The 19,990-nt window shown below is 66.8% G+C and carries 19 protein-coding genes and 1 pseudogene; 7 read left to right on the forward strand and 13 right to left on the reverse strand.

All coding sequences use genetic code 11. The features are described from left to right. Nucleotides 1-6: 6 nt before the first annotated feature. The 5 genes from AC0Z36_RS23700 to typA form a co-directional block, all read right to left on the reverse strand. Nucleotides 7-1,086 carry an ABC transporter ATP-binding protein gene (locus AC0Z36_RS23700; RefSeq protein ID WP_485465046.1) on the reverse strand — a complete coding sequence of 360 codons (1,080 nt, stop codon included), beginning with the start codon at nucleotides 1,084-1,086 and terminating at the stop codon, nucleotides 7-9. Nucleotides 1,087-1,143: 57 nt separating this feature from the next. Next, nucleotides 1,144-2,127: an ABC transporter permease gene (locus AC0Z36_RS23705; protein WP_485465047.1), complete on the reverse strand. Its 984-nt coding sequence runs from the start codon at nucleotides 2,125-2,127 to the stop codon at nucleotides 1,144-1,146. Between the two features lie 175 nt (nucleotides 2,128-2,302). Next, on the reverse strand, nucleotides 2,303-4,069 hold the full coding sequence (locus tag AC0Z36_RS23710; protein WP_485465048.1) for an ABC transporter substrate-binding protein: 1,767 nt from the start codon (nucleotides 4,067-4,069) through the stop codon (nucleotides 2,303-2,305). Nucleotides 4,070-4,211: 142 nt separating this feature from the next. Further along, nucleotides 4,212-5,255, reverse strand: coding sequence for an ABC transporter permease (locus AC0Z36_RS23715; protein WP_485465049.1), 1,044 nt, complete (start codon nucleotides 5,253-5,255; stop codon nucleotides 4,212-4,214). A gap of 435 nt (nucleotides 5,256-5,690) precedes the next feature. After that, entirely contained in the window at nucleotides 5,691-7,574 is a 1,884-nt protein-coding gene (gene typA, locus AC0Z36_RS23720; RefSeq protein WP_485465050.1) for a translational GTPase TypA, read from the reverse strand. Between the two features lie 144 nt (nucleotides 7,575-7,718). Between typA and AC0Z36_RS23725 the strand changes: the two genes are divergently transcribed. The 5 genes from AC0Z36_RS23725 to AC0Z36_RS23745 all read left to right on the forward strand — a co-directional run bounded on the left by AC0Z36_RS23725 (nucleotide 7,719) and on the right by AC0Z36_RS23745 (nucleotide 12,697). Then, nucleotides 7,719-8,543, forward strand: a complete 825-nt coding sequence (locus AC0Z36_RS23725) for a hypothetical protein (protein WP_485465051.1) — start codon at nucleotides 7,719-7,721, stop codon at nucleotides 8,541-8,543. 283 nt (nucleotides 8,544-8,826) lie between these two features. After that, nucleotides 8,827-9,135 carry a hypothetical protein gene (locus tag AC0Z36_RS23730; protein WP_485465052.1) on the forward strand — a complete coding sequence of 103 codons (309 nt, stop codon included), beginning with the start codon at nucleotides 8,827-8,829 and terminating at the stop codon, nucleotides 9,133-9,135. Between the two features lie 34 nt (nucleotides 9,136-9,169). Further along, nucleotides 9,170-9,964, forward strand: a complete 795-nt coding sequence (locus tag AC0Z36_RS23735; RefSeq protein WP_485465053.1) for a hypothetical protein — start codon at nucleotides 9,170-9,172, stop codon at nucleotides 9,962-9,964. A gap of 46 nt (nucleotides 9,965-10,010) precedes the next feature. Further along, on the forward strand, nucleotides 10,011-11,945 hold the full coding sequence (locus tag AC0Z36_RS23740; RefSeq protein WP_485465054.1) for a fumarate reductase/succinate dehydrogenase flavoprotein subunit: 1,935 nt from the start codon (nucleotides 10,011-10,013) through the stop codon (nucleotides 11,943-11,945). Next, nucleotides 11,945-12,697 carry a succinate dehydrogenase/fumarate reductase iron-sulfur subunit gene (locus AC0Z36_RS23745; protein WP_485465055.1) on the forward strand — a complete coding sequence of 251 codons (753 nt, stop codon included), beginning with the start codon at nucleotides 11,945-11,947 and terminating at the stop codon, nucleotides 12,695-12,697. The genes AC0Z36_RS23740 and AC0Z36_RS23745 overlap by 1 nt, the downstream gene beginning before the upstream one ends. A 391-nt stretch (nucleotides 12,698-13,088) precedes the next feature. On the opposite strand, the gene AC0Z36_RS23750 is transcribed toward AC0Z36_RS23745, so the two are convergent. Both AC0Z36_RS23750 and AC0Z36_RS23755 read right to left on the reverse strand, forming a co-directional pair. Next, entirely contained in the window at nucleotides 13,089-15,551 is a 2,463-nt protein-coding gene (locus AC0Z36_RS23750; protein WP_485465056.1) for a SpoIIE family protein phosphatase, read from the reverse strand. A 181-nt stretch (nucleotides 15,552-15,732) separates the two neighbouring features. Next, nucleotides 15,733-16,143 carry a (deoxy)nucleoside triphosphate pyrophosphohydrolase gene (locus AC0Z36_RS23755; RefSeq protein WP_485465057.1) on the reverse strand — a complete coding sequence of 137 codons (411 nt, stop codon included), beginning with the start codon at nucleotides 16,141-16,143 and terminating at the stop codon, nucleotides 15,733-15,735. 89 nt (nucleotides 16,144-16,232) lie between these two features. Between AC0Z36_RS23755 and AC0Z36_RS23760 the strand changes: the two genes are divergently transcribed. Then, the gene (locus AC0Z36_RS23760) at nucleotides 16,233-16,526 is read left to right on the forward strand and encodes a 4a-hydroxytetrahydrobiopterin dehydratase (protein WP_485465058.1); all 294 of its coding nucleotides are present in this window, start codon (nucleotides 16,233-16,235) and stop codon (nucleotides 16,524-16,526) included. A gap of 9 nt (nucleotides 16,527-16,535) precedes the next feature. Here AC0Z36_RS23760 and AC0Z36_RS23765 read toward each other — a convergent pair whose 3' ends face one another. Both AC0Z36_RS23765 and AC0Z36_RS23770 read right to left on the reverse strand, forming a co-directional pair. Continuing rightward, nucleotides 16,536-16,751, reverse strand: coding sequence for a hypothetical protein (locus AC0Z36_RS23765; RefSeq protein WP_485465059.1), 216 nt, complete (start codon nucleotides 16,749-16,751; stop codon nucleotides 16,536-16,538). After that, complete coding sequence (locus tag AC0Z36_RS23770) at nucleotides 16,748-17,185, reverse strand: hypothetical protein (protein ID WP_485465060.1); 438 nt, start codon at nucleotides 17,183-17,185, stop codon at nucleotides 16,748-16,750. Before AC0Z36_RS23770 ends, AC0Z36_RS23765 begins: the two co-directional genes overlap by 4 nt. Before the next feature lie 10 nt (nucleotides 17,186-17,195). Between AC0Z36_RS23770 and AC0Z36_RS23775 the strand changes: the two genes are divergently transcribed. Then, entirely contained in the window at nucleotides 17,196-17,462 is a 267-nt protein-coding gene (locus AC0Z36_RS23775; protein ID WP_485465061.1) for a hypothetical protein, read from the forward strand. A gap of 186 nt (nucleotides 17,463-17,648) precedes the next feature. On the opposite strand, the gene AC0Z36_RS23780 is transcribed toward AC0Z36_RS23775, so the two are convergent. The 4 genes and pseudogenes from AC0Z36_RS23780 to AC0Z36_RS23795 form a co-directional block, all read right to left on the reverse strand. Next, complete coding sequence (locus AC0Z36_RS23780; protein WP_485465062.1) at nucleotides 17,649-17,777, reverse strand: hypothetical protein; 129 nt, start codon at nucleotides 17,775-17,777, stop codon at nucleotides 17,649-17,651. 30 nt (nucleotides 17,778-17,807) lie between these two features. Continuing rightward, nucleotides 17,808-18,473: a hypothetical protein gene (locus AC0Z36_RS23785; protein ID WP_485465071.1), complete on the reverse strand. Its 666-nt coding sequence runs from the start codon at nucleotides 18,471-18,473 to the stop codon at nucleotides 17,808-17,810. Nucleotides 18,474-18,569: 96 nt separating this feature from the next. Next, nucleotides 18,570-18,674 (reverse strand): annotated as a pseudogene (locus AC0Z36_RS23790) (DUF2510 domain-containing protein); the annotation flags it as partial. 68 nt (nucleotides 18,675-18,742) lie between these two features. After that, the gene (locus AC0Z36_RS23795) at nucleotides 18,743-19,990 is read right to left on the reverse strand and encodes a ricin-type beta-trefoil lectin domain protein (protein WP_485465063.1); all 1,248 of its coding nucleotides are present in this window, start codon (nucleotides 19,988-19,990) and stop codon (nucleotides 18,743-18,745) included.

A 19,990-nucleotide genomic window follows, 5' to 3' on the forward strand; every position in this document is an offset into this window, starting at 1 on the left:
AGTCGGTCAGCCGAGCAGTGGCCGGATCTCATCGGTGAACACCTGCTGCTTCTCCTCGGAAGTGAGGTGGCAGGCAGTCGCGTGCCCGACAAGCGGCAACAGATCAGGGCGTACGGTCGAACAGGCGGCGTCGGGGACTTTGGCCACGTAGTCGCACCGGGGGTTGAACGGACAGCCGGGCGGCGGCGAGAGCAGGCTCGGCGGAGTGCCGCGCACAGGCTTGAGCGGCACGTCCACATCCGACCCCAGATCCGGCATCGAGGACAGCAGCCCCCAGGTGTACGGATGCTTCGGGGCTTTCAACACCTCGCGTACGGTGCCGCGTTCGACACACCGCCCGGCGTACATGACCAGCACGTCGTGCGCCATCGAGGCGATCACGCTCAGGTCGTGGGTGATGAAGATGATCCCCGTACCGAACTCCTCCTGCAGGTCCCGCAGCAGGTCGAGGATCTGCGCCTGGATGGTCACATCGAGCGCGGTGGTCGGCTCGTCGGCGATCAGCAGGTCGGGGTCACAGGACAGGGCCATCGCGATCATGGCGCGCTGCCGCATCCCGCCGGAGAAGTGGTGCGGGTAGTCGTCCACCCGGGTCTTGGCGCTGGGGATGCCGACGCGGTCGAGCATCTCGATGGCGCGTTCCCGGGCCTGTTTGCGCGAGGCGCCGGTGTGGCGGCGGTACATCTCGATGATCTGCTCGCCGACCGTGTAATAAGGGGAGAGGGCTGCGAGCGCGTCCTGGAAGATCATCGAGATGCGGTTGCCACGCAGGCTGCGCATGTCCCGCTCCGAGCGACCGACCAGTTCCTTGCCGTCGAACCGGATCCCACCCTCGAGATGTGTCTTGTCCGGGTTGTGCAGACCCAGGATCGCCAGCGTACCGACGCTCTTTCCGGACCCCGACTCCCCGACGATCCCGAGGGTGCGCCCGCGTTGGACGTCATAGGACAGGCCGTCCACCGCCTTGACGACACCGTCGTGTGTGGAGAAGTGGACTTTGAGGTCCTGGACGGCCAGGAGGGGCTCCCCGGTCGGCTCTGCGGTCGCACCCCCGCGCAGGCCGGGTTCGATTGCGACTGCTTCCATGGCCGGCTCCCCTGCGGAGGATTCGTTCTTACTGAGGTTCATGGAGGTCTCCGCCGTTCAGCCGAGCCGGACACGGGGGTCGATGGCTGCGTACAGCATGTCCACGACCAGGTTCGCCAGCACGGTGATGGTCGCGGCGACCAGCACCACGCCCATCATCATGGGCAGGTCGGAGTTGACCACCGAGTTCACCGCGAGCATGCCGACGCCCTGCAGGCTGAAGGTCGATTCTGTGATGATCGCGCCGCCGAGCAGGACACCGAAGTCGACACCCAGGATGGTGACGATCGGGCTCATCGCCCCCCGGAAGGCGTGCTTGAAGTAGATCTGCCAAGGTGCGAGCCCCTTGGCCCGCAAGGTCCGGACGAAGTCCTCGTTGAGGACATCGATCATCGTCGACCGGGTCAGTCGTGCGTACAAGGCCATGAAGATGGCCATGAGACAGAACCATGGGAGCAGGAGGCCGATGAACCAGGCTCCTGGACCGTCGGTGAAATTGTGGTAGACCGGCCGGTCAAGCCAACCGAGCTGATTAACGAACACCCAGGTCAGGAAAGGCCCTAGAACGTAGATCTGGGTGGAGACGAGGACCAGCGAAGCGCTCATCCCCAGTTTGTCGCCGAGCCCGCCGCGGCGCAGGGCTGCGATCGTCCCCAGAGTGATGCCGAACAGCAGGATCATCACCAGGGCGCCGACGGCCAGGGAGATCGTCACCGGGAACCGGTCGACGAGTGCCGTGGTAACCGGTTGCTTGCTGGCGAACGAGTAGCCCAGACAAGGCGCTTCGCACATCTTGCTGCCGATGTTCCGACCGGTGAAGATGCCCGCCATGTACGTCCAGTACTGCTGGTACAACGGCTTGTCGAGACCCAGGTCGTGCTTGATGAGTTCGCGGGTGGCATCAGTGCACTGCCTGCCGCAGGACAACGTGACGACGTCGTCCGCACCAGAGGAGGCGAAGAACAGATAGAACGTGATGGTGCTGATGATGAACAGGATGACGACTACACCGAGCAGCCGTCGTGTGAGGAATCGGAGCATGGACCGGCTCTCCTCCGGACCGGGCGCGGAGACGTCGGCGCGGGCCGGTCCGGAGGGGTCACCTCCGGACCGGCCGCCCCGACAACGTGCGCCTGGAGAACGGGACTTCACCCGGACCACGGCGCGGACGGGGACGGTCGTCCCCGGTCCGCACGGTGGTCCGCAACAAAGTCGGCTACTTGACGAAGACGTCGTTCAGGTCGATCTGGCCGTAGCCACCGTTGTGGGCACCGCCCACGTTCGGGCCGTACATCAGCATGTGCCGCTGGTAGATGTACGGGATGACCGGAATATCCTCCATGATTCTCTGGTCAAGCTTCATCCACTCGACGCCCTGTTCCTTCAGGTCCGAGATCTTCATGATCCGGTCGATCTCGGAGTCCACCGCGGGGTTGTTGTACAGCGCCAGGTTCTGGCCCTTGTCGCGGATCTGCCGGCCGTCGAAGACCGGGGTGTAGACCGTGGCTCCGGTCGGCCAGTCGGCGCCCCAGCCGTTCCAGTGGATGTCGAAGGGCTTGTCCAACTTGGCGACGACGTCCTGGTACTCCTTGTCCGGGAGTTCCTTCAGTTCGACCTTGAAGCCGGCCGCTTCCAGACCCGCCTTGACCGCCACGGCGCGCTGCTGCGAAACCGCGGTGGCACCGTAACCGAAGACGATCGTCTGGCCGAGCTTGCCGGCCTGCGTCAGGATCAGCTTGGCCTTCTCCGGGTCACCGGTCGGCGGGATGCTGTCCAACGGGCTCGGGTACTTCTTCCAGCCCAGCAGGGACGGCGAGCTCAGAGTCGTGGAGAAGTCGCCGGCGACCGGGCCGCCCTCAGCCAGCCGCACCTGCTGCCGGGGGAAGGCGGTGAGCAGCGCGAGCCTGACCTGCTTGTCGGGGATGCGCTTGTTGTTGATGGTCCAGTAGTTCGCGTACGGTCCGATGCTGTCGGTGACCCGGGCCTTGAGCGCCGGGTCGTTGAGGACCCGGTTCGCCGTGGCCGAGTCGAAGCGCTCGGTCAGGGTGAACGCGCTGGCGTCCGAACCGTTGGCCTGGATGAGACGCTCGAACTGCTGGGTCGGCTGCACGCCGACCTCGACCTTGAAGGTGTCGACGTACTGGTGCCGGACCGAGTCTGACTTCGGGTCCCAGTTCTCGTTCTTCACCAGCGTGATCGACTTGTCGGGCGTGTGCTCGGAGATCTTGTAGGGCCCCGAGGCGAACGGCCGGAGGTCGTACTCCTCTTTGGTGTCCTTCGCCTTCGGCACCGCTGCGGTCATGCCCATCGCCGCGGCGAAGGGGAAGTCGCCGTGGGCCTCTTTGAGGTGGAAGATGATGGTCTTGTCGTTCGGGACCTCGACCATGTCCGGGCCGAGTTCCTTGCCGTCGTACGGACCGCCGTAGACGTCGCTGAACTTCTCCGTCCCGGCCAGCCACTGCTGGATCCAGGTCGGCCCCTCGGTGAAGGCCGGGAAGAACGTGCGCTCGACGCCGTACTTGACGTCCTTGGAAGTGATCGGGCTGCCGTCCTCCCACTTCAGGCCGTCCTTGAGCGTGTACTTCCAGGTCTTGCCGCCGTCGGTGGTCGTTCCGGCGTCGGTGGCCAGGTCGCCGACCAGGATCTGCTTGTCGCCGACGGTCTTGGTGTACGTGAGGCGACGGGTCAGCAGCTCCGCCATCGTCATCTCATGGGCGACGTAGGTGCGGGCCGGGTCCAGGTGGGCGAAGTCGCGGCGGTTCAGGATGGACAGCGTGCCGCCCTTCTTCGCCCCTGGAACCTCTACGGCCGGGCCCGTGGAGTCCTGGGCCGTGCCGACGGAGACCTTGGCCTCCTGGACCGGGGGCGCGGACTGCTTGGGTTCGTCCGCCTTGTTGCCTCCGCCTCCACTGCTGCACGCGGAGGCGCCGAGAGCCGCCACCGCTATTACGGCAGCGAACCGGCTTGCGGTTCTGGTCTTCATCTTGTTGATCCCCCTGTGCTGTGTCCCGGCCTGGGAGGGCCGGGCGCGTGACGACCGGTGGTCGTGCGGCGCGGACGGAGCGGACCGTGCGGGTTTTCACCCGCGCCTGAGAGCGGGTGGGCTGTGGGGACGGACGACCGGGTCAGCGGTCGGTCTTCGGATCCAGGGCATCGCGGACCGCATCGCCGAACAAGTTGAAGGCGAGCACGAACAGGAGCATCGCCAGCGCCGGGAAGGCGAGGTAGGTGATGTCGGTCATGTAGACGTCGGCGCCACGGCGGAACATCCGTCCCCAGTCCGGGGTTGGTTCGCTGATGCCGACGCCCAGGAATGACAGCCCGGCCTCGATCGTCACGTACGACGGGACATCGAGGGTCGCGACGATCAGGATCGGCGTCCACAGGTTGGGGAGGAGTTCCTTGAACACGATCCGTCTGGTCCCCGCGCCGGAGACCTTCGCTGCCTCGACGAACTCCCGGGACCGGAGCGAGAGCACCTGGCCGCGCAGGACACGTGCGATCCGCACCCAGCCGAAGAAGGAGAGGACGACGATCAGTGCGGTGGCCCGGAGCCACGTCGGGGTCTGCCGGTCCGACGAGACGAACAGGGCGATCACTACCGGCGTGAACGCGATGAAGAACAGTTGCGACGGCATGGCCAGCAGGACGTCGATCACCCGGCCGACGATGTAGTCGAACTTGCCGCCCAGATAGCCGGCGGTGATGCCCAGGACGGTGCCGACCACCGTCACGATCACCACAACGGCAATGGAGATCATCAATGAGGTACGGATGCCGTAGACCAACTGCATCATGACATCGCGACCGAGGGTCGGTTCGATGCCGAACCAGAAGTCGCCGCTGATCCCGCCGTTGGGCCCGATCGGGAATCCGTATTCGTTGAGCAGACCGACCTTCTGCTGGCCGTACGTTGTGTAGGCGTCCTTGCCGTACGCCATTCTGATCAAAGGCGCGCAGAGTGCCACAAGGAAGAAGAACAGGACGACACCGGCGGCGACCATCCCCGTGCGGTCACGGCGGAACCGCAGCCAGGCGAGCTGCCGGGGTGAGCGCCCGACGATCTCCTTGTGGAGCTGGACCTCGGCCGGATCCGGCAGAAGGCTTCCGCCTGTTCCGACCGGCGGGGATCCTCCCGCCTTCGGGGCAAGCTCTGGTTGCGTGGTCATACGGCGGAGTCCCCCGATGTGAGGCCCGGCTACAACTGGCGTTGGTTTGGGTGGCCGCACGGACTCTCGCAACCGATTCGCAGGGGCGTCAAGAGGTCTGAACCCACGGACCTGCTAAGCGATCGACTATTTACACAGGCGTTGCGCATTGGTTATGAAAACAAACCAGAAAAACCAAAACGTTGACCATAGATCATCGCCGACCGGAATGATCAATTCCTTCGCAGTTGATCAACTACTACACGAGTAATCGGGATTTTTCACCCCATCTTAAAGATCAAAAGCAAAAGAACCGATGACCCGCAGCATAAATGCCATAGGTCATCGGTTCTTTTTTGATCGAAATTTATCAAATTCGATCAGAGGAACGTTTCGATCATCTCACCAGCCGGAACACCAGCCCCGGCCGTCCCGCCCGTCAAGGGCGGAGCCGGTTCAGTTGCGCTTGGCGCGCGACACCGAACGGGCGCGGTCGTTCTGGCTGAGGATGACCTTGCGGATACGCACGGTCTCCGGGGTGACCTCGATGCACTCGTCCTCGCGGCAGAACTCCAGGCACTGCTCGAGCGACAGCTTCCGCGGCGGGATGAGGTTCTCGGTGGTGTCCGAGGACGCCGCCCGCATGTTGGTGAGCTTCTTCTCCTTGGTGATGTTGACGTCCATGTCGTCGGAGCGCGAGTTCTCTCCGATGATCATGCCCTCGTACACCTCGGTGGTGGGCTCGACGAAGATCACGCCGCGCTCCTGGAGGTTCATCATCGCGAACGGCGTCGCGACACCGGCGCGGTCGGCGACCAGCGAACCGTTGTTGCGCATCCGCAGCGGGCCGAACCACGGCTCGTGGCCCTCGAAGATGCTGTGCGCGATGCCGGTGCCGCGGGTGTCCGTGAGGAACTCCGTACGGAAGCCGATGAGGCCACGGGCCGGGACGATGAACTCCATGCGGATCCAGCCACTGCCGTGGTTGGTCATGGTCTCCATGCGGCCCTTGCGGGCGGCCATCAGCTGGGTGATGACGCCGAGGTACTCCTCGGGGCAGTCGATCGTCAGACGCTCGACCGGCTCGTGGACCTTGCCGTTGATCTCGCGGGTGACCACCTGCGGCTTGCCGACGGTCAGCTCGAAGCCCTCACGGCGCATGGTCTCGACGAGGATGGCCAGCGCCAGCTCACCACGGCCCTGCACCTCCCACGCGTCGGGACGCTCGGTGGTCAGGACGCGGAGCGAGACGTTACCGATGAGCTCCTTGTCCAGGCGGTCCTTCACCATGCGGGCGGTGAGCTTGTGGCCCTTGCCGCCCTTGCCGACCAGCGGCGAGGTGTTGGTTCCGATGGTCATCGAGATGGCCGGCTCGTCCACCGTGATCAGCGGCAGCGCGATCGGGTTCTCCGGGTCGGCGAGGGTCTCGCCGATCGTGATCTCCGGGATACCCGCGACCGCGCAGATGTCACCAGGACCGGCCTTCTCAGCCGGCTTGCGGGTGAGCGCCTCGGTCATGAGCAGTTCAGTGATGCGGACGTTGGACATCGTGCCGTCGCGCTTGATCCACGTGACGGTCTGGCCCTTCTTCAGCTCGCCCTGCTCGACACGGAGCAGTGCGATACGGCCGAGGAAGTTGTCCGCGTCGAGGTTGGTGACGTGGGCCTGCAGCGGCGCGGACTCGTCGTACTCCGGAGCCGGGACGTGCTGCATGATCGCGTTGAAGAACGGCTCGAGGTTCTCGCTGTCCGGGGGGACGGTGCCGTTCTCCGGCTGCGTCATCGAGGCCACACCGTCACGGGCGCAGGCGTAGACGATCGGGAACTCGATCTGCTCCTCGGTCGCGTCCAGGTCCAGGAACAGGTCGTACGTCTCGTTGACGACCTCGGTGATCCGGGCGTCGGGACGGTCCGTCTTGTTGATGCACAGGATGACCGGCAGCTTGGCTGCGAGCGCCTTGCGGAGCACGAAGCGGGTCTGCGGGAGCGGCCCCTCGGAGGCGTCCACGAGCAGGACGACCGCGTCGACCATCGACAGGCCGCGCTCGACCTCACCACCGAAGTCGGCGTGGCCGGGGGTGTCGATGATGTTGATCGTGACGATCTCCGGGATGTCGCCGGTGCCACCGTCCTTCGGGTGGTACTTGACCGCCGTGTTCTTCGCGAGAATGGTGATGCCCTTCTCGCGCTCCAGGTCGTTCGAGTCCATCATCCGGTCGTCCAGGTGCTGGTGCGCGGAGAACGCACCGGCCTGCTTGAGCATGGCGTCGACCAGGGTGGTCTTGCCGTGGTCGACGTGGGCGACGATGGCGACGTTACGGATGTCGGTGCGCGTGGGCATGCGGCGGCGTTCTCTCGATCGGCTGGAGTGGACGACGACGCGTCCCGGAAGATCTGTGTGGATATACCAGTGCCCATGGTACGGGGCGTGGAGGGTGTCAGCCCGCCCGCGTCGTTTCGGGCCGGTACCAGGCAGAATCAACACGTGGCGAACTCGTTTGGTGACAAGTGGCGGCAGTGGACCGGCCGTGGGCGTACTCCAGCGGCCCAGGGACAGTCCGAAAGTACGGAACAGCGGCCCTGGGACCGGACCGGGGGCGCGCCCGGGCCGGACACCCGACTGGGGGCACCCGAGCCTGGAACCCCTGTCGGGCGGGCCTTCCTGCTGCACCAGAAGCTCCTGGAGGCCTACCAGGCCGGGGATGTGGCCCTGGTCCAGCAACTGTCCGACCTGTTCCCCGACGGTCCGGACGGTGAGCCGTACCGCACTTTCGCGCGGATCATCGCGGCCGAGGCGCGGGCGGACGACGCCCAGGCCGCCGGGCTCGCCAAAAGCATGTTGGACGGCATGACGGTCGGCGGGCCCGACTGGAACACCGCCCGGCACCTGTACGGCGAGGTCGCGGTGCAGGCGTTGGTCATGGGCACACTGCCACTGGCCGGAAACCTCGCCACCGCCGAGCAGGCACTGTCCGCGGGTGACGAGTATTACCTGCATCCCTCCGGGGCCATGTTGAAGTTCGAACCCTCCGAGGACAGGCATCCGCTGCTGCACGTCCTGCACGGTGACCCCGTCAAGGCCGTACGGATCGCCCGGGGCAATGTGAAGCAGGAGCGGAAGACACCCGCCGGGCACGCGGACTCACTGTGCGTGCTGGCCCTGTGCCTGCGGGCCGCCGGGGACGCCGACGGCGCGCGGCAGGCGCTGGCCGAAGCGGAGGCAGTCCTCCCGGGCCGGCCGCGGATCGCCGCCACGCGCGCGCGGGTGGAATCAGACCCGAATGCGACGGTTTCACTCGAGAAGGATTGATCCACTTATTGATCCACTCGATGGTGCACTCGATGGTGCACTCGATGGTCCACCTATTGATCAACTTAATGATCCACAGCGGAAAGCAAGATCGTCATGCCTGCGCGAGCGCCGAATACGGCGCCCCCCAGACATGACGATCTTGTTATTTCCGGAGCTCCCGCAAGGAGTTGCTCGAAAAGCAGATCACAACCCGGAAAAACCTCCGGGAAAGCCTTCCTAATGAATCATCAGCCACGGCACACTGCGTCACGTCCGATCTCGGCGCAGGAGGTGCGTACGCATGACCTCGACCGTGGAGTACGAGCTAGACAAGGCCCGGCGAAAGCTCGATGAGCTGGCACTCAGCGTGCGGGCCATCGTCCGGCAGATGGGTGAGACCCGCGATGTGCGGCGGGTGGGCGGAGACGTCGACCGGCTGCGCGACAGCCTCGCCCTGCTCGGTGAACACACGCCGACGCGGACCAACGGCTTGTCGAATCTGGAGGAACACGAGGCGCTGGACGACCTTCCGTACGACCCGGCGCTGTTCGCGGACGCGGACGACGAAGGCGTCGGCGGGATGCGGCCCGCGCCGCAACCGCACAAGTAGCAGGTCTCCGAAGCACGAAGGAGGGCACAGCAGAATGGCAACCGGCACCTCGGCGCCCGGCAGGGCACGTATCGAGCAGCGGCACCTGCGTACCGACCGGTGGTGGATCGCACCTGCCGTGACGGTCACCATTCTGCTGGCCTTCATCGTGTACGCGACCTGGCGGGCGTTCGCGAACGACGACTACTTCAGCGAGCCGTACGTCTCGCCGTTCTACTCGCCGTGCCTCGCGTCGAACTGCGAGGACATGCCGCTGGGCGTGAACACTCCGCTGCTGGGCGGCTGGTGGCGGCTCTCCCCCGCGCTGATCATCCTGATCTTCCCGCTGGGGTTCCGGCTCACCTGCTACTACTACCGCAAGGCCTACTACCGCGGATTCTGGGCCTCGCCGTCGGCCTGCGCGGTGCCCGAGCCCCGGACGAAGTACACCGGCGAGACCCGCTTCCCGCTGATCCTGCAGAACCTGCACCGGTACTTCTTCTACTTCGCGGTGGCCGTCGCGCTGATCCTGTCGTGGGACGTCCTGATCGCCTTCCGCGACTCGCACGGAAACTGGGGCCACGCGGGGCTCGGCACCCTGGTCCTGCTCGTCAACGTCCTGCTGATCTGGGCGTACACAATTTCCTGCCACTCGTGCCGGCACATCATCGGCGGGCGGCTGAAGAACTTCTCCAAACACCCGCTGCGCTACCGCTACTGGGGCTGGGTCAGCCGGTTGAACAAGTACCACATGCAGTTGGCCTGGGCCTCGCTGTTCAGCGTCGCGCTGGCCGACCTGTACGTCTACTTCGTCGCGAGCGGCGCCTTCGACGACCCCACCTTCTTCTAGACGACCCACCTTCTTCTTCCTCAAACTGGCACGGGAGACGCTCTTCATGTCTGAAGTGGAACGGCATCCGTACGACGTGGTCGTGATCGGTGCGGGCGGCGCCGGGCTGCGCGCGGCGATCGAGGCGCGGATGCGCGGGCAGCGGGTGGCGGTCGTCTGCAAGTCACTGTTCGGCAAGGCCCACACGGTGATGGCCGAGGGCGGCATCGCCGCGTCGATGGGCAACGTCAACAGCAACGACAGCTGGCAGGTGCACTTCCGCGACACCATGCGCGGCGGCAAGTTCATGAACCACTGGCGGATGGCCGAACTCCACGCGATGGAGGCCCCCGACCGGGTGTGGGAGCTGGAGACCTGGGGCGCGCTGTTCGACCGGACGAAGGACGGCCGGATCTCGCAGCGCAACTTCGGCGGGCATGAATACCCCCGGCTCGCGCACGTCGGGGACCGCACAGGTCTGGAGCTGATCCGCACCCTGCAGCAGCAGATCGTCGCCCTCCAGCAGGAGGACTTCGCCGCGACCGGGGACTACGAGTCCGGCCTGAAGGTCTTTCAGGAGTGCACAGTCACCCGGCTGTTGACGGAATCCCTGCCGGACGGGACAACGCGGATCACCGGGGCGTTCGGCTACTGGCGCGAATCAGGCCGGTTCACGGTTTTCGAGGCACCGGCCGTGGTCCTGGCCACCGGCGGTATCGGCAAGTCCTTCAAGGTCACCTCGAATTCCTGGGAGTACACCGGCGACGGGCAGTCCCTGGCCCTGCTGGCCGGCGCGCCGCTGGTCAATATGGAATTCGTCCAGTTCCACCCGACCGGCATGGTCTGGCCGCCCTCGGTGAAAGGCATCCTGGTCACCGAATCCGTCCGCGGGGACGGCGGGGTGCTGCGCAACTCCGAGGGCAAGCGGTTCATGTTCGACTACATCCCCGACGTCTTCAAGGAGAAGTACGCGAAGACGGAGGAGGAGGGCGACCGCTGGTACACGGACCCGGACAACAACCTCCGCCCGCCTGAGCTGCTGCCGCGTGACGAGGTCGCCCGCGCCATCAACTCCGAGGTCAAGGCCGGTCGCGGGACCCCGCACGGCGGCGTGTTCCTGGACATCGCCTCCCGGCGGTCCAAGGAGGAGATCCGCCGCAAACTCCCGTCGATGTACCACCAGTTCAAGGAACTCGCCGACGTCGACATCACCGCCGAGCCGATGGAGGTCGGTCCGACCTGCCACTACGTGATGGGCGGCATCGAGGTCGCCCCGGACACCGCGGCGACGCCGGGCGTCACCGGCCTCTACGCGGCGGGCGAAGTCGCCGGAGGCATGCACGGCAGCAACCGGCTCGGCGGCAACTCCCTGTCGGACCTGCTGGTCTTCGGCCGCCGGGCCGGGTGGCACGCGGCGGAGTACGTCCAGGGCCTGAGCACCCGGACGGCCCCGGACGAACGGCAGATCGAGTCCGCCGCCGAGGAGGCGCTGACGCCGTTCGCGGTGGAGGGCGGGGAGAACCCGTACACCGTGCACCAGGAGCTGCAACAGACGATGAACGACCTGGTCGGCATCATCAGGAAGGAAGGCGAGATGACCGAGGCCCTCGCCCGCCTCGACGGGCTGAAGGCGCGGGCCGCGAAGGCCGGTGTCGAAGGCCACCGGCAGTACAACCCGGGCTGGCACCTGGCGTTGGACCTGCGGAACATGATCCTGGTCAGCGAGTGCATCGCGCGTTCGGCCCTGGAGCGGCAGGAGAGCCGCGGCGGGCACACCCGCGACGACTTCCCGGCGATGTCGGACCAGTGGCGGCAGGTGACGCTGGCCTGCGAGCTGAACGACCAGGAGACCGGCGGTCCGCTGTCGGTGCACCTGGCCCGGCGCACCACTCCGCCGATGCGCGCCGACCTGATCGCCCTGTTCGAGCGCGCGGAACTGGCCAAGTACCTGACCGAGGCGGAACTGCCGGACGAACCGCCGGTGAAGGAGGGTGGTGAGTGATGGCCGACAACGTTGAGTTCCGGGTGTGGCGCGGTGACGCGGACGACGGAGAGCTGCGCGACTACAAGGTTGAGGTGAACGAGGGCGAGGTCATCCTCGACATCGTGCACCGGTTGCAGGCCACCGAGGCGCCGGACCTCGCCGTGCGGTGGAACTGCAAGGCGGGCAAGTGCGGTTCGTGCAGCGCGGAGATCAACGGCAAACCACGGCTGATGTGCATGACCCGGATGAGCACGTTCACCCCCGGCGAGGTCATCACGATCACCCCGCTGCGGGCCTTCCCGGTGATCCGCGACCTGGTGACCGACGTGTCGTTCAACTACGCCAAGGCCCGCGAGGTGCCGTCGTTCCGGCCGCCGGAGGACCTGAAGGCCGGTGACTACCGGATGCAGCAGGTGGACGTCGAGCGTTCGCAGGAGTTCCGCAAGTGCATCGAGTGCTTCCTGTGCCAGAACACCTGTCACGTCGTCCGTGACCACGAACCGAACAAGGCGGCGTTCTCCGGTCCGCGCTATCTGATGCGGATCGCCGAACTCGACATGCACCCACTGGATGTGGCGGACCGCCAGAAGGCGGCCCAGGAGGAGCACGGCCTGGGTCTGTGCAACATCACCAAGTGCTGTACGGACGTCTGCCCCGAGCACATCGCGATCACCGACAACGCCCTGATCCCGATGAAGGAGCGCGTCGCGGACCGGAAGTACGACCCGCTGGTGTGGCTGGGCAACAAGATCATGCGCCGCAAGGACTAGCGAAGGGCGCGAAGCGTCCCCGAGCGCGTCCGGGGGACGCATCTTTCCGGGCGACGCACGGCGCCGAACAGCGACTGAGCGAAGCGAAGGCGATGTGAGGAAAACGCCGTGCTTGGAGCCCGCTTAAGGACAAGCGAAGGGCGCGAAGCGTCCCCGAGCGCGTCCGGAGGACGCATCTTTCCGGGCGACGCACGGCGCCGAACAGCGACTGAGCGAAGCGAAGGCGATGTGAGGAAAACGCCGTGTTTGGAGCCCGCTTAAGGACAAGCGAAGGGCGCGAAGCGTCCCCGAGCGCGTCCGGAGGACGCATCTTTCCGGGCGACGCACGGCGCCGAACAGCGACTGAGCGAAGCGAAGGCGATGTGAAGAAAACGCCGTGCTTGGAGCCCGCTTAGGACAGCAGCGCGAGTTCGAACCAGACCACTTTGCCGCCGCTCTCCTGGCGGGTGCCCCAGCGTTCGGCGAGCATGCTGACCAGGGCCAGGCCCCGGCCGCCCTCGTCGGTCTCCTGTGCGTCGCGCAGTCTCGGCAGTGACTTGCCCGAGTCGGCGACCTCGCACAGGAGCTGTTTGCCACGGATCAGCCGCAGCCGGACCGGCCCCTGGCCGTACCGCAGCGCGTTGGTGACCAGCTCGCTGACCAGCAGTTCCGCACTGTCGATGAGGCTGTCCAGCGTCCAGGCGGCGAGCGTCTTGCGGGTGAGTTCGCGGGCCCGGCCCACCACTGTGGGCTCTGCTGGCAGCCACCACGCGGCCACCGCGTCGTCGGGGAGCGCGCTGAGCCTGGTCATCAGCAGCGCCACGTCGTCGTAGCCGGTGGGCCGGTGCAGGGCGGCGATGACCGAGTCCGCGGCTTGCTCCAGGGGGCCGCGGTGCTTTTCGAGCGCGTCACCCAGCTGGGCGATCCCGGTGTCGATGTCCCGGTCGCGGTCCTCGACCAGACCGTCGGTGTACATCGAGAGCACCGTGCCCTCCTCAACGTGGAAGCTGATCTGGTCGAAGGGCACCCCGCCGACGCCGAGCAGCGCGCCGGAGGGCTGTTCGAGCTGGATGACCGGCCCGGTGGGCGGCAGCAGCAGCGGGGGCAGGTGCCCGGCAGAGGCCAGTTCGCCGTGGCGTTCCACCGGGTCGTAGACCACGTAAACGCAGGTGGCGTAGTGCAGTTCGCCGAGGCTGATGACGATCGCGTCGAGGTTCCGCAGGACTTCGGCGGGCGGCATGTCAAGGGAAGCGAGCGTACGGACCGCTGTGCGCAACTGGCCCATGACGGCGGCGGCCTGCACGCCGTGGCCCATGACGTCGCCGACCACCAGGCCGATCCGCGCCCCGGACAGGGGGATGACGTCGAACCAGTCGCCGCCGACTTCGGTGGCCACGCTGCCCGGCAGGTAGCGGTGGGCGAACTCGACGCCGGGGAGTTCGGGCAGCTCCTGCGGGAGCAGACTGCGCTGGAGCATCACCGCGGTGTCGCGCTGCCGGTGGTAGAGCCGGGCGTTGTCGACGGAGACCCCCGCCCGCGCGGCCAGTTCAGTGGCCAGGGTGAGGTCGTCGGGGTCGAAGGCGGGGCGTCCTTCGCCGCGGCCCAGGAGCAGCGTGCCGAGCACATTGCCGCGGGCGGACAGCGGGACGACCATCATCGTGTGCAGGCCGAGCGCGCGGGCTGCTTCGGCCCGGTGCGGGTCGTGGATGAGCTGTTCGTACATTTCGTCGTGGACGCTGGACATCAGGTACGAGCCGCCCGTACGCAGACACCGGCCGAAGGCCGACTCGGCGGGGTAGACCAGTTTGGTGCCCTGGGCCAGGAGCTCTTCGGTGTAACGCCCCGGACGGGCACCGCGGGACGCGACGCGGGACAGGACCGAGCTTCTCCCGGGTCGGCCCGGCATCAGTTCGTTGCCGTCGAGGGCGCCTTCGAGCAGGTCTACAGCGGCCAGGTCGGCGAAGCCGGGGACAACGGAGGCGACGAGTTCCTCGGTGATGCGGACGATGTCGAGGGTGCCGCCGATGCGGGTGCCGGCTTCGTTGAGCAGTGCCAGGCGTTTGCGCGCGGCGTCGACCTTGACCATCGCGTAGTGGCGTTCGGTGACGTCGACCAGGGAGCAGCTGATGCCGAGGATGTTCCCGTTGCGCGCCTGGAGCCGGTTGTACGACATCGACCAGACCGGGCGGGGGCTGCCGTCCGGCGGGGTGGAGCCGAAGATGCGCGAGTCGACCACCGGTTCGCCGGTGTCCAGGACGCGTTGCTGTACGGCCCGCACCCTGGCTGTGTCCACACCCGGGAGCACGTCGTCGACCGTACGGCCCAGGTGGTCGATGCGGGGGACGCCGTCCATGGCGGCCATGGCCTCGTTGACCGCGAGGAAGCGCAGTCCGGTGTCGAAGATCCCGACGCCGATGGGCGACTGGTCGAACAGTGCCTCGCGCATGGCGAGGTCGGCTTCGACCCGGTGCAGTTGTTCGGCGTCCATCGAGGTGATCAGGACGAAGCGGTCGCCGTTGGCGTCCTCGGCGACGGCGACCCTGGACTCCACCACCCGGACGCTGCCGTCGGGCCGGCGGACCCGGAAGACTCCGCTGAACGGGATCCGGCACTTCACGTCGGCGCTGAGCTCGTCGTGCAGCCGGTCCCCCAGCTCGACGTCGAGGGCTTCGAGCGCGTGCCGCCCGATGACGTCCTCGCGCCGGTAGCCGAAGAGCTGCTCGGCCGCGGCGCTCCACATGTCGATGGCACCGTTGGCGTCCAGGACCCAGGTGGCAGTGGGGACCAGATCGACCAGCGGGCTGGGCGTCAGCGACTGCGGGCCTTGCGGAGTGGACCCGCCACCACGCTCGTCGGACCCGGAACGCTCTGCCATCGGCTGGGGACCCCTTCCTGCTGCGGCGTACTGGGGTCCGCTTTCCCGGTTCGCCCCTGGCTCAAGCACCTCATGTTCATACATCCGACTTGTCATGAAGTGTTGCTTATTGTCGCAGTACGTCCAGTTTCCCGGCGATCAGGCGGAAGGTCGGCGTGTCCGGCTCGGCGGGTGGGATTTTTCAGCAGGCGCGGGTAACCATCGCCGCGGCCACCAGCCGGGCGGCCTCCCGGTCCTGCGGCAGCCAGTCGAGAGCGTCGATGTCGGCCGGGGCGAGCCAGCGCAGGGCGCCGTGGTCGGCGAGTGCCCGCGGCTCCCCTTCGAGCAGTTCAGCGAGCCAGACGCGCAGCTCATAGCCCTTGCCGACCGGCCATCCACCGGGGATGCGGGAGAGCGGCCGTACGGTGGCACCCAGTTCCTCGGCGCACTCCCGGACGAGCGCCAGCTCCTCGGTCTCCCCCGCCTCGACCTTGCCACCGGGGAACTCCCAGCCGCCGGCCAGCTCCGGCGGGTAACTGCGCTGCGCGGCCAGGACAAGGCCGGCACGGAGGATCGCCGCGCCGACGACGAGCTTGAAGGGTTCGTTGGTCATGGTGGATCAGCGTACGGGGGCCTCCTGGCACAGGCCCCGTACAAGAGGTGGTCTTGACGTACGGCCCGACACGTACCAGCGTCATCGCCATGGCTGAACTACTGGACGACAAGACGATCGCCGAAGCACTGCCGGAGCTGGACGGATGGGAGGGCGACAGCACGGGCATCCGCCGGAAGGCACAGGCGGTGGACTTCCTGACCGCGATCAAGATCGTGGACGAGGTCGCCGTGGCCGCGGAGGCGATGGACCACCACCCGGACATCGACATCCGCTGGCGGAACCTGGTCTTCGCGCTGAGCACCCACGACGCGGGCGGGGTGACAGAACTGGACCTGACGCTGGCCCGTTCGATCGACGGGATCGTCCGGGCGCACGGCTGACCCGAAGAATCACTCCGCCGGCCGGAGGATCGGGAATCCCGGCGGACGGACCTTCGTCGGTTCACCCCACGGTTCGGTGGCCGTGGGCGCCACCGGGGCGATCCGTTCGGCCGGCACCGGCGGGTTCTGCGCGGCCAGTTCCTCGTCCTTGCGGCGTTCAGCGTCGAGCAGTTCGCCCCCGGTGTCGTAACGCCACGGGTTGATGATCCGGTCGAGGTTGTTCACCGTACGCCGCCCTCGGCCGGTCCTTCTTTTTCCGCCTCGATCTCGGCCCGCAGCTGCGTTTGGTAACGCCGGGCGGACGCCTCCTGCTCCTGGCGCTCCTCGGGCGTCGACTGCTCGTGGTGCGCGCGGGCCGAGTCGACGCCGTGCGCGATGACCATGCACTCGTCGTGCATGTCACCCAGGGATTCCTGGATCTTGCCGATGTCGTGTTCGAGCTTCTGGAAGTAGACAAACGCCACGGCCCCCGCGTTGCCGTCCCACGTGCTGTCGAGAGTCGTGTTGCCTGACTTGATGTTGGCGCTCAGGGCCCCGCACATGCCCGAGAGGTTCGTCCACACCTCAGCGCACTTGGCGAACTCCTCCCAGTCGCCGGTGACGACGCTGAGGGCCTTTTCGAGCGGGTCGAAGCCGAACGCCCAGTCGCACACCTTCATCGCCCAGGCGGTGGGGCTGACCAGGTCGGAGGCGTCGTTGAAGATCTGCGTCGGGGTGGACGTGGGGATCCCGCTGGCCGTGCTGGCGCTGGTCGTGCCGCTGGTGGCCGGGAAGGCCTACTGGGGCGCGCTGCTCGTGCTGCCCGCCGGGGCTGCCGCCGCGCTGGGGATCCTCGGTCGGCGGCGCCGGGACAGCAGTCTGAGCCTGTGGGGGTTCGCGCTGGTGTGGGTGGCAGTTCTGGGGTTCGGGGCGTACGTGAACGCCCTCGGGAAGTAGCTTCCCGAGGGCGTTACGGAGGGCGTTTCGCGTGTTCCGGCGTTTCGGCGTTTCGGCGTTTCGGCGTTTCGGCGTTTCGGCGTTTCGGCGTTCCGGCGTTCCGGCGTTCCGGCGTTCCGGCGTTCCGGCGTTCCGGCGTTCCGGCGTTCCGGCGGAGTGTGCGCCGGTGTTCTGTCGGGCTGCGACTCAGCTGTTCAGCTTCACCGAGTTGGCGATCTGGTCCATGGTCGCCAGCGCCGGAGCCTCGGGTGAGGAGTCCAGGCAGATCTCCAGTACGGGGATCTCCGTGGCTTCGGGGGCTGGCTTGACGACCATGACGCCGCAGTAGCCCTCGGGCACTGAGGGCTAGCCGGCGAGCACCGGGATCTTCCACATGGCCAGGTAGTCGTCCTGGCCCTGGAACTTGATCGGGCCCTGCTTGAGGATGTTGTCAGCTCCGGCGCCGGTGCCGAGGCGGGCTGCGTAGAGCTCTTTGCCCATGCCGATGGTCAGGGACTTGGGGTCGATCCAGCCGCCGGTGAACAGCTTCAGGTTCTGGACGACCAGGCCGCGTGAGCACTCTGCCGCGCCACGCTCAGGGCAGCTGTACGGCCCCATCCTGTAACGGGTTTCCACGCCCGACACACTCGCGTCGACGCTCTGCTTCTGCCAGCCCGGCGGCAGCATGAAGGTCATGAGCTTCTTCGGTCCTTCGACCGGGACTCCGCCGTGGAGGCGCTGACCTCCCGTCAAAGCCGTACTGACAAAGCCCGGTGTTGTGCTCAGGTCTACGCCGCCGGTCGGTTTCACGGAGCCCTGGGGTTCCAGCGCGGGACCGGCCGGTATCGAGTGAGGTGCTGCGGTTTTCTGCCCGATGTCGGTCGTAGTGCTGTCGCCGCCTTCCCCGGAGCCCCTGACGAGATACCCGCCGGTCGCCGAGACCGCGGACAAGACCACCGCGCCGATGACAAGGAGGACCCGTTTCTTCCTCCGGTCCGGCGCGATCGCCTCGAAGACGACCGGGGTCACCACCGGCCGGGATTGCGGTGACAACTGCTCCGGTTGGGGAACCGCCCGCTGGTTCACCTGTGCAGGAACGGATTCCGGCAAGAAATCAGGCCCTGTCGCGGGCTGGAATTCGTCCGTCCAGGCCGAACCGTCCCACCAGCGGAGGGTGTTCGGTCGCCCGGTCGGATCGTTGTACCAGCCACTGGATCCATCCCCCGTTGTCATGCGGCGAGATGCTAACAGAAGGTGAAATTCACCTATTCAAATCCAGTCAACATCGGCACATGATCTGGCTAAACCGGTGGATACCAGACCTGTGCCGTTCCGGGAGCGCACTCGCGCATCCGCGGCCGGACGTTGCCGGAGCTGTCAGCCCCCGCAGCATCCAGGCACAGCTCGGAACGTCTGCTCACCAACGAGCCGCCGTTTCCGTAGCGCCAACGCTGGGCGCTGACTCCCGTGCACTCAGCGAACAGCACAGTCCCGGAGTCGGATGCCTCCAGGCAGGAACTCCCCTGTTTGAGGGCCCCGTCCGCCGCCCGCCCCCAGTTCTGCGCAGTGGTGCCGTTACAACCCGCCACGATGACCGCGCTCCGGGCTGCGTCCGGCCGCGTCCCCAGGCACAGCCCCGGCAGCGCCGAAGTCACCGCTCCGGTGGGGTCGCCGCCGGCCGCGTCGAAAGTGAACGACTCGGTCGTCAGACCGGTGCCGCCCTCCCAGATCTCGAACCCGGCCTGCGCCGAACAGAAGGAGGAGTCAACCGGGACGAAGCCCCGCTGGACGGCGTCCCTGGTGAACGCTCGCAGATCCAGATCCGTGACCGTGTCGGCCGGGGTGGTCAGTTCGTAGACGATCAGGGTGTGACTGTCCTTCTTCGGCTCTTCGTACACCCGGTACGTCGCGGCTCCGAGGATCAGCGGAACAGGCGACAACTTGCCGTGCGGCTTTTTGTTCCGGCTGTTGAGCCAGATCATCAGCTCGGCGCTCTCGGTGAAGGAACACTCTCCGCGGACGGGGCTGTACCAGAGGTCGTAAGACGTGTTGTACGTCCCTGCGTCGGAACCTTTGGTCTTCCAACTGCTCGTGGCGTAGCGCAGGTTGTCCACCGGGATGGGCAGGACACCCCCGGTGGGCGGAGTCGTGATGTGCGCGTACGCGCCCGGACCCCGGTCGGGGTCCGTCAGGGTCCGGCGGTTGATTCCACTCCGCGTCACAGAGAAGGCGCTGCCTTCGCCCTGGCGGACGCACAGTCCGCCCGTTGAGTTCCACTCGTTGGGATTGATGAGGTAGCGGTTCTGGCCAACGGACTGTGCGGGGTGGCGGTTCACGTCGGACGAGCAGAGTTCCCCGGATTCCGGGACCAGCGGTGTGACCGGTGGCGGAGCCGGGACCGGCTGCTTCTGGAACAGCTGCGCGGGCGACGACGGGTCCGGGTTCAGCGCGTTCCCGACGGCCGCTGTCCCGAACACGACGAAGCTGATTAAGACGATGACGACGACACGTCGGCCACGGCTGGTCAGCTGACGCCATATTCGTTCCAT

The organism is Kitasatospora sp. UYEF31 (genome assembly GCF_057291755.1).

Bases quoted from the DNA above. Each gene is read 5' to 3' on its own strand.
- AC0Z36_RS23705 (WP_485465047.1), bottom strand. From the start codon at position 2,127: ATGCTCCGATTCCTCACACGACGGCTGCTCGGTGTAGTCGTCATCCTG.
- AC0Z36_RS23710 (WP_485465048.1), bottom strand. From the start codon at position 4,069: ATGAAGACCAGAACCGCAAGCCGGTTCGCTGCCGTAATAGCGGTGGCG.
- AC0Z36_RS23795 (WP_485465063.1), bottom strand. From the start codon at position 19,990: ATGGAACGAATATGGCGTCAGCTGACCAGCCGTGGCCGACGTGTCGTC.
- AC0Z36_RS23770 (WP_485465060.1), bottom strand. From the start codon at position 17,185: ATGAAGGTGTGCGACTGGGCGTTCGGCTTCGACCCGCTCGAAAAGGCC.
- AC0Z36_RS23730 (WP_485465052.1), top strand. From the start codon at position 8,827: ATGACCTCGACCGTGGAGTACGAGCTAGACAAGGCCCGGCGAAAGCTC.
- AC0Z36_RS23740 (WP_485465054.1), top strand. From the start codon at position 10,011: ATGTCTGAAGTGGAACGGCATCCGTACGACGTGGTCGTGATCGGTGCG.
- AC0Z36_RS23760 (WP_485465058.1), top strand. From the start codon at position 16,233: ATGGCTGAACTACTGGACGACAAGACGATCGCCGAAGCACTGCCGGAG.
- AC0Z36_RS23750 (WP_485465056.1), bottom strand. From the start codon at position 15,551: ATGGCAGAGCGTTCCGGGTCCGACGAGCGTGGTGGCGGGTCCACTCCG.
- AC0Z36_RS23755 (WP_485465057.1), bottom strand. From the start codon at position 16,143: ATGACCAACGAACCCTTCAAGCTCGTCGTCGGCGCGGCGATCCTCCGT.
- typA (WP_485465050.1), bottom strand. From the start codon at position 7,574: ATGCCCACGCGCACCGACATCCGTAACGTCGCCATCGTCGCCCACGTC.
- AC0Z36_RS23700 (WP_485465046.1), bottom strand. From the start codon at position 1,086: ATGGAAGCAGTCGCAATCGAACCCGGCCTGCGCGGGGGTGCGACCGCA.
- AC0Z36_RS23715 (WP_485465049.1), bottom strand. From the start codon at position 5,255: ATGACCACGCAACCAGAGCTTGCCCCGAAGGCGGGAGGATCCCCGCCG.
- AC0Z36_RS23745 (WP_485465055.1), top strand. From the start codon at position 11,945: ATGGCCGACAACGTTGAGTTCCGGGTGTGGCGCGGTGACGCGGACGAC.
- AC0Z36_RS23735 (WP_485465053.1), top strand. From the start codon at position 9,170: ATGGCAACCGGCACCTCGGCGCCCGGCAGGGCACGTATCGAGCAGCGG.
- AC0Z36_RS23780 (WP_485465062.1), bottom strand. From the start codon at position 17,777: ATGGTCGTCAAGCCAGCCCCCGAAGCCACGGAGATCCCCGTACTGGAG.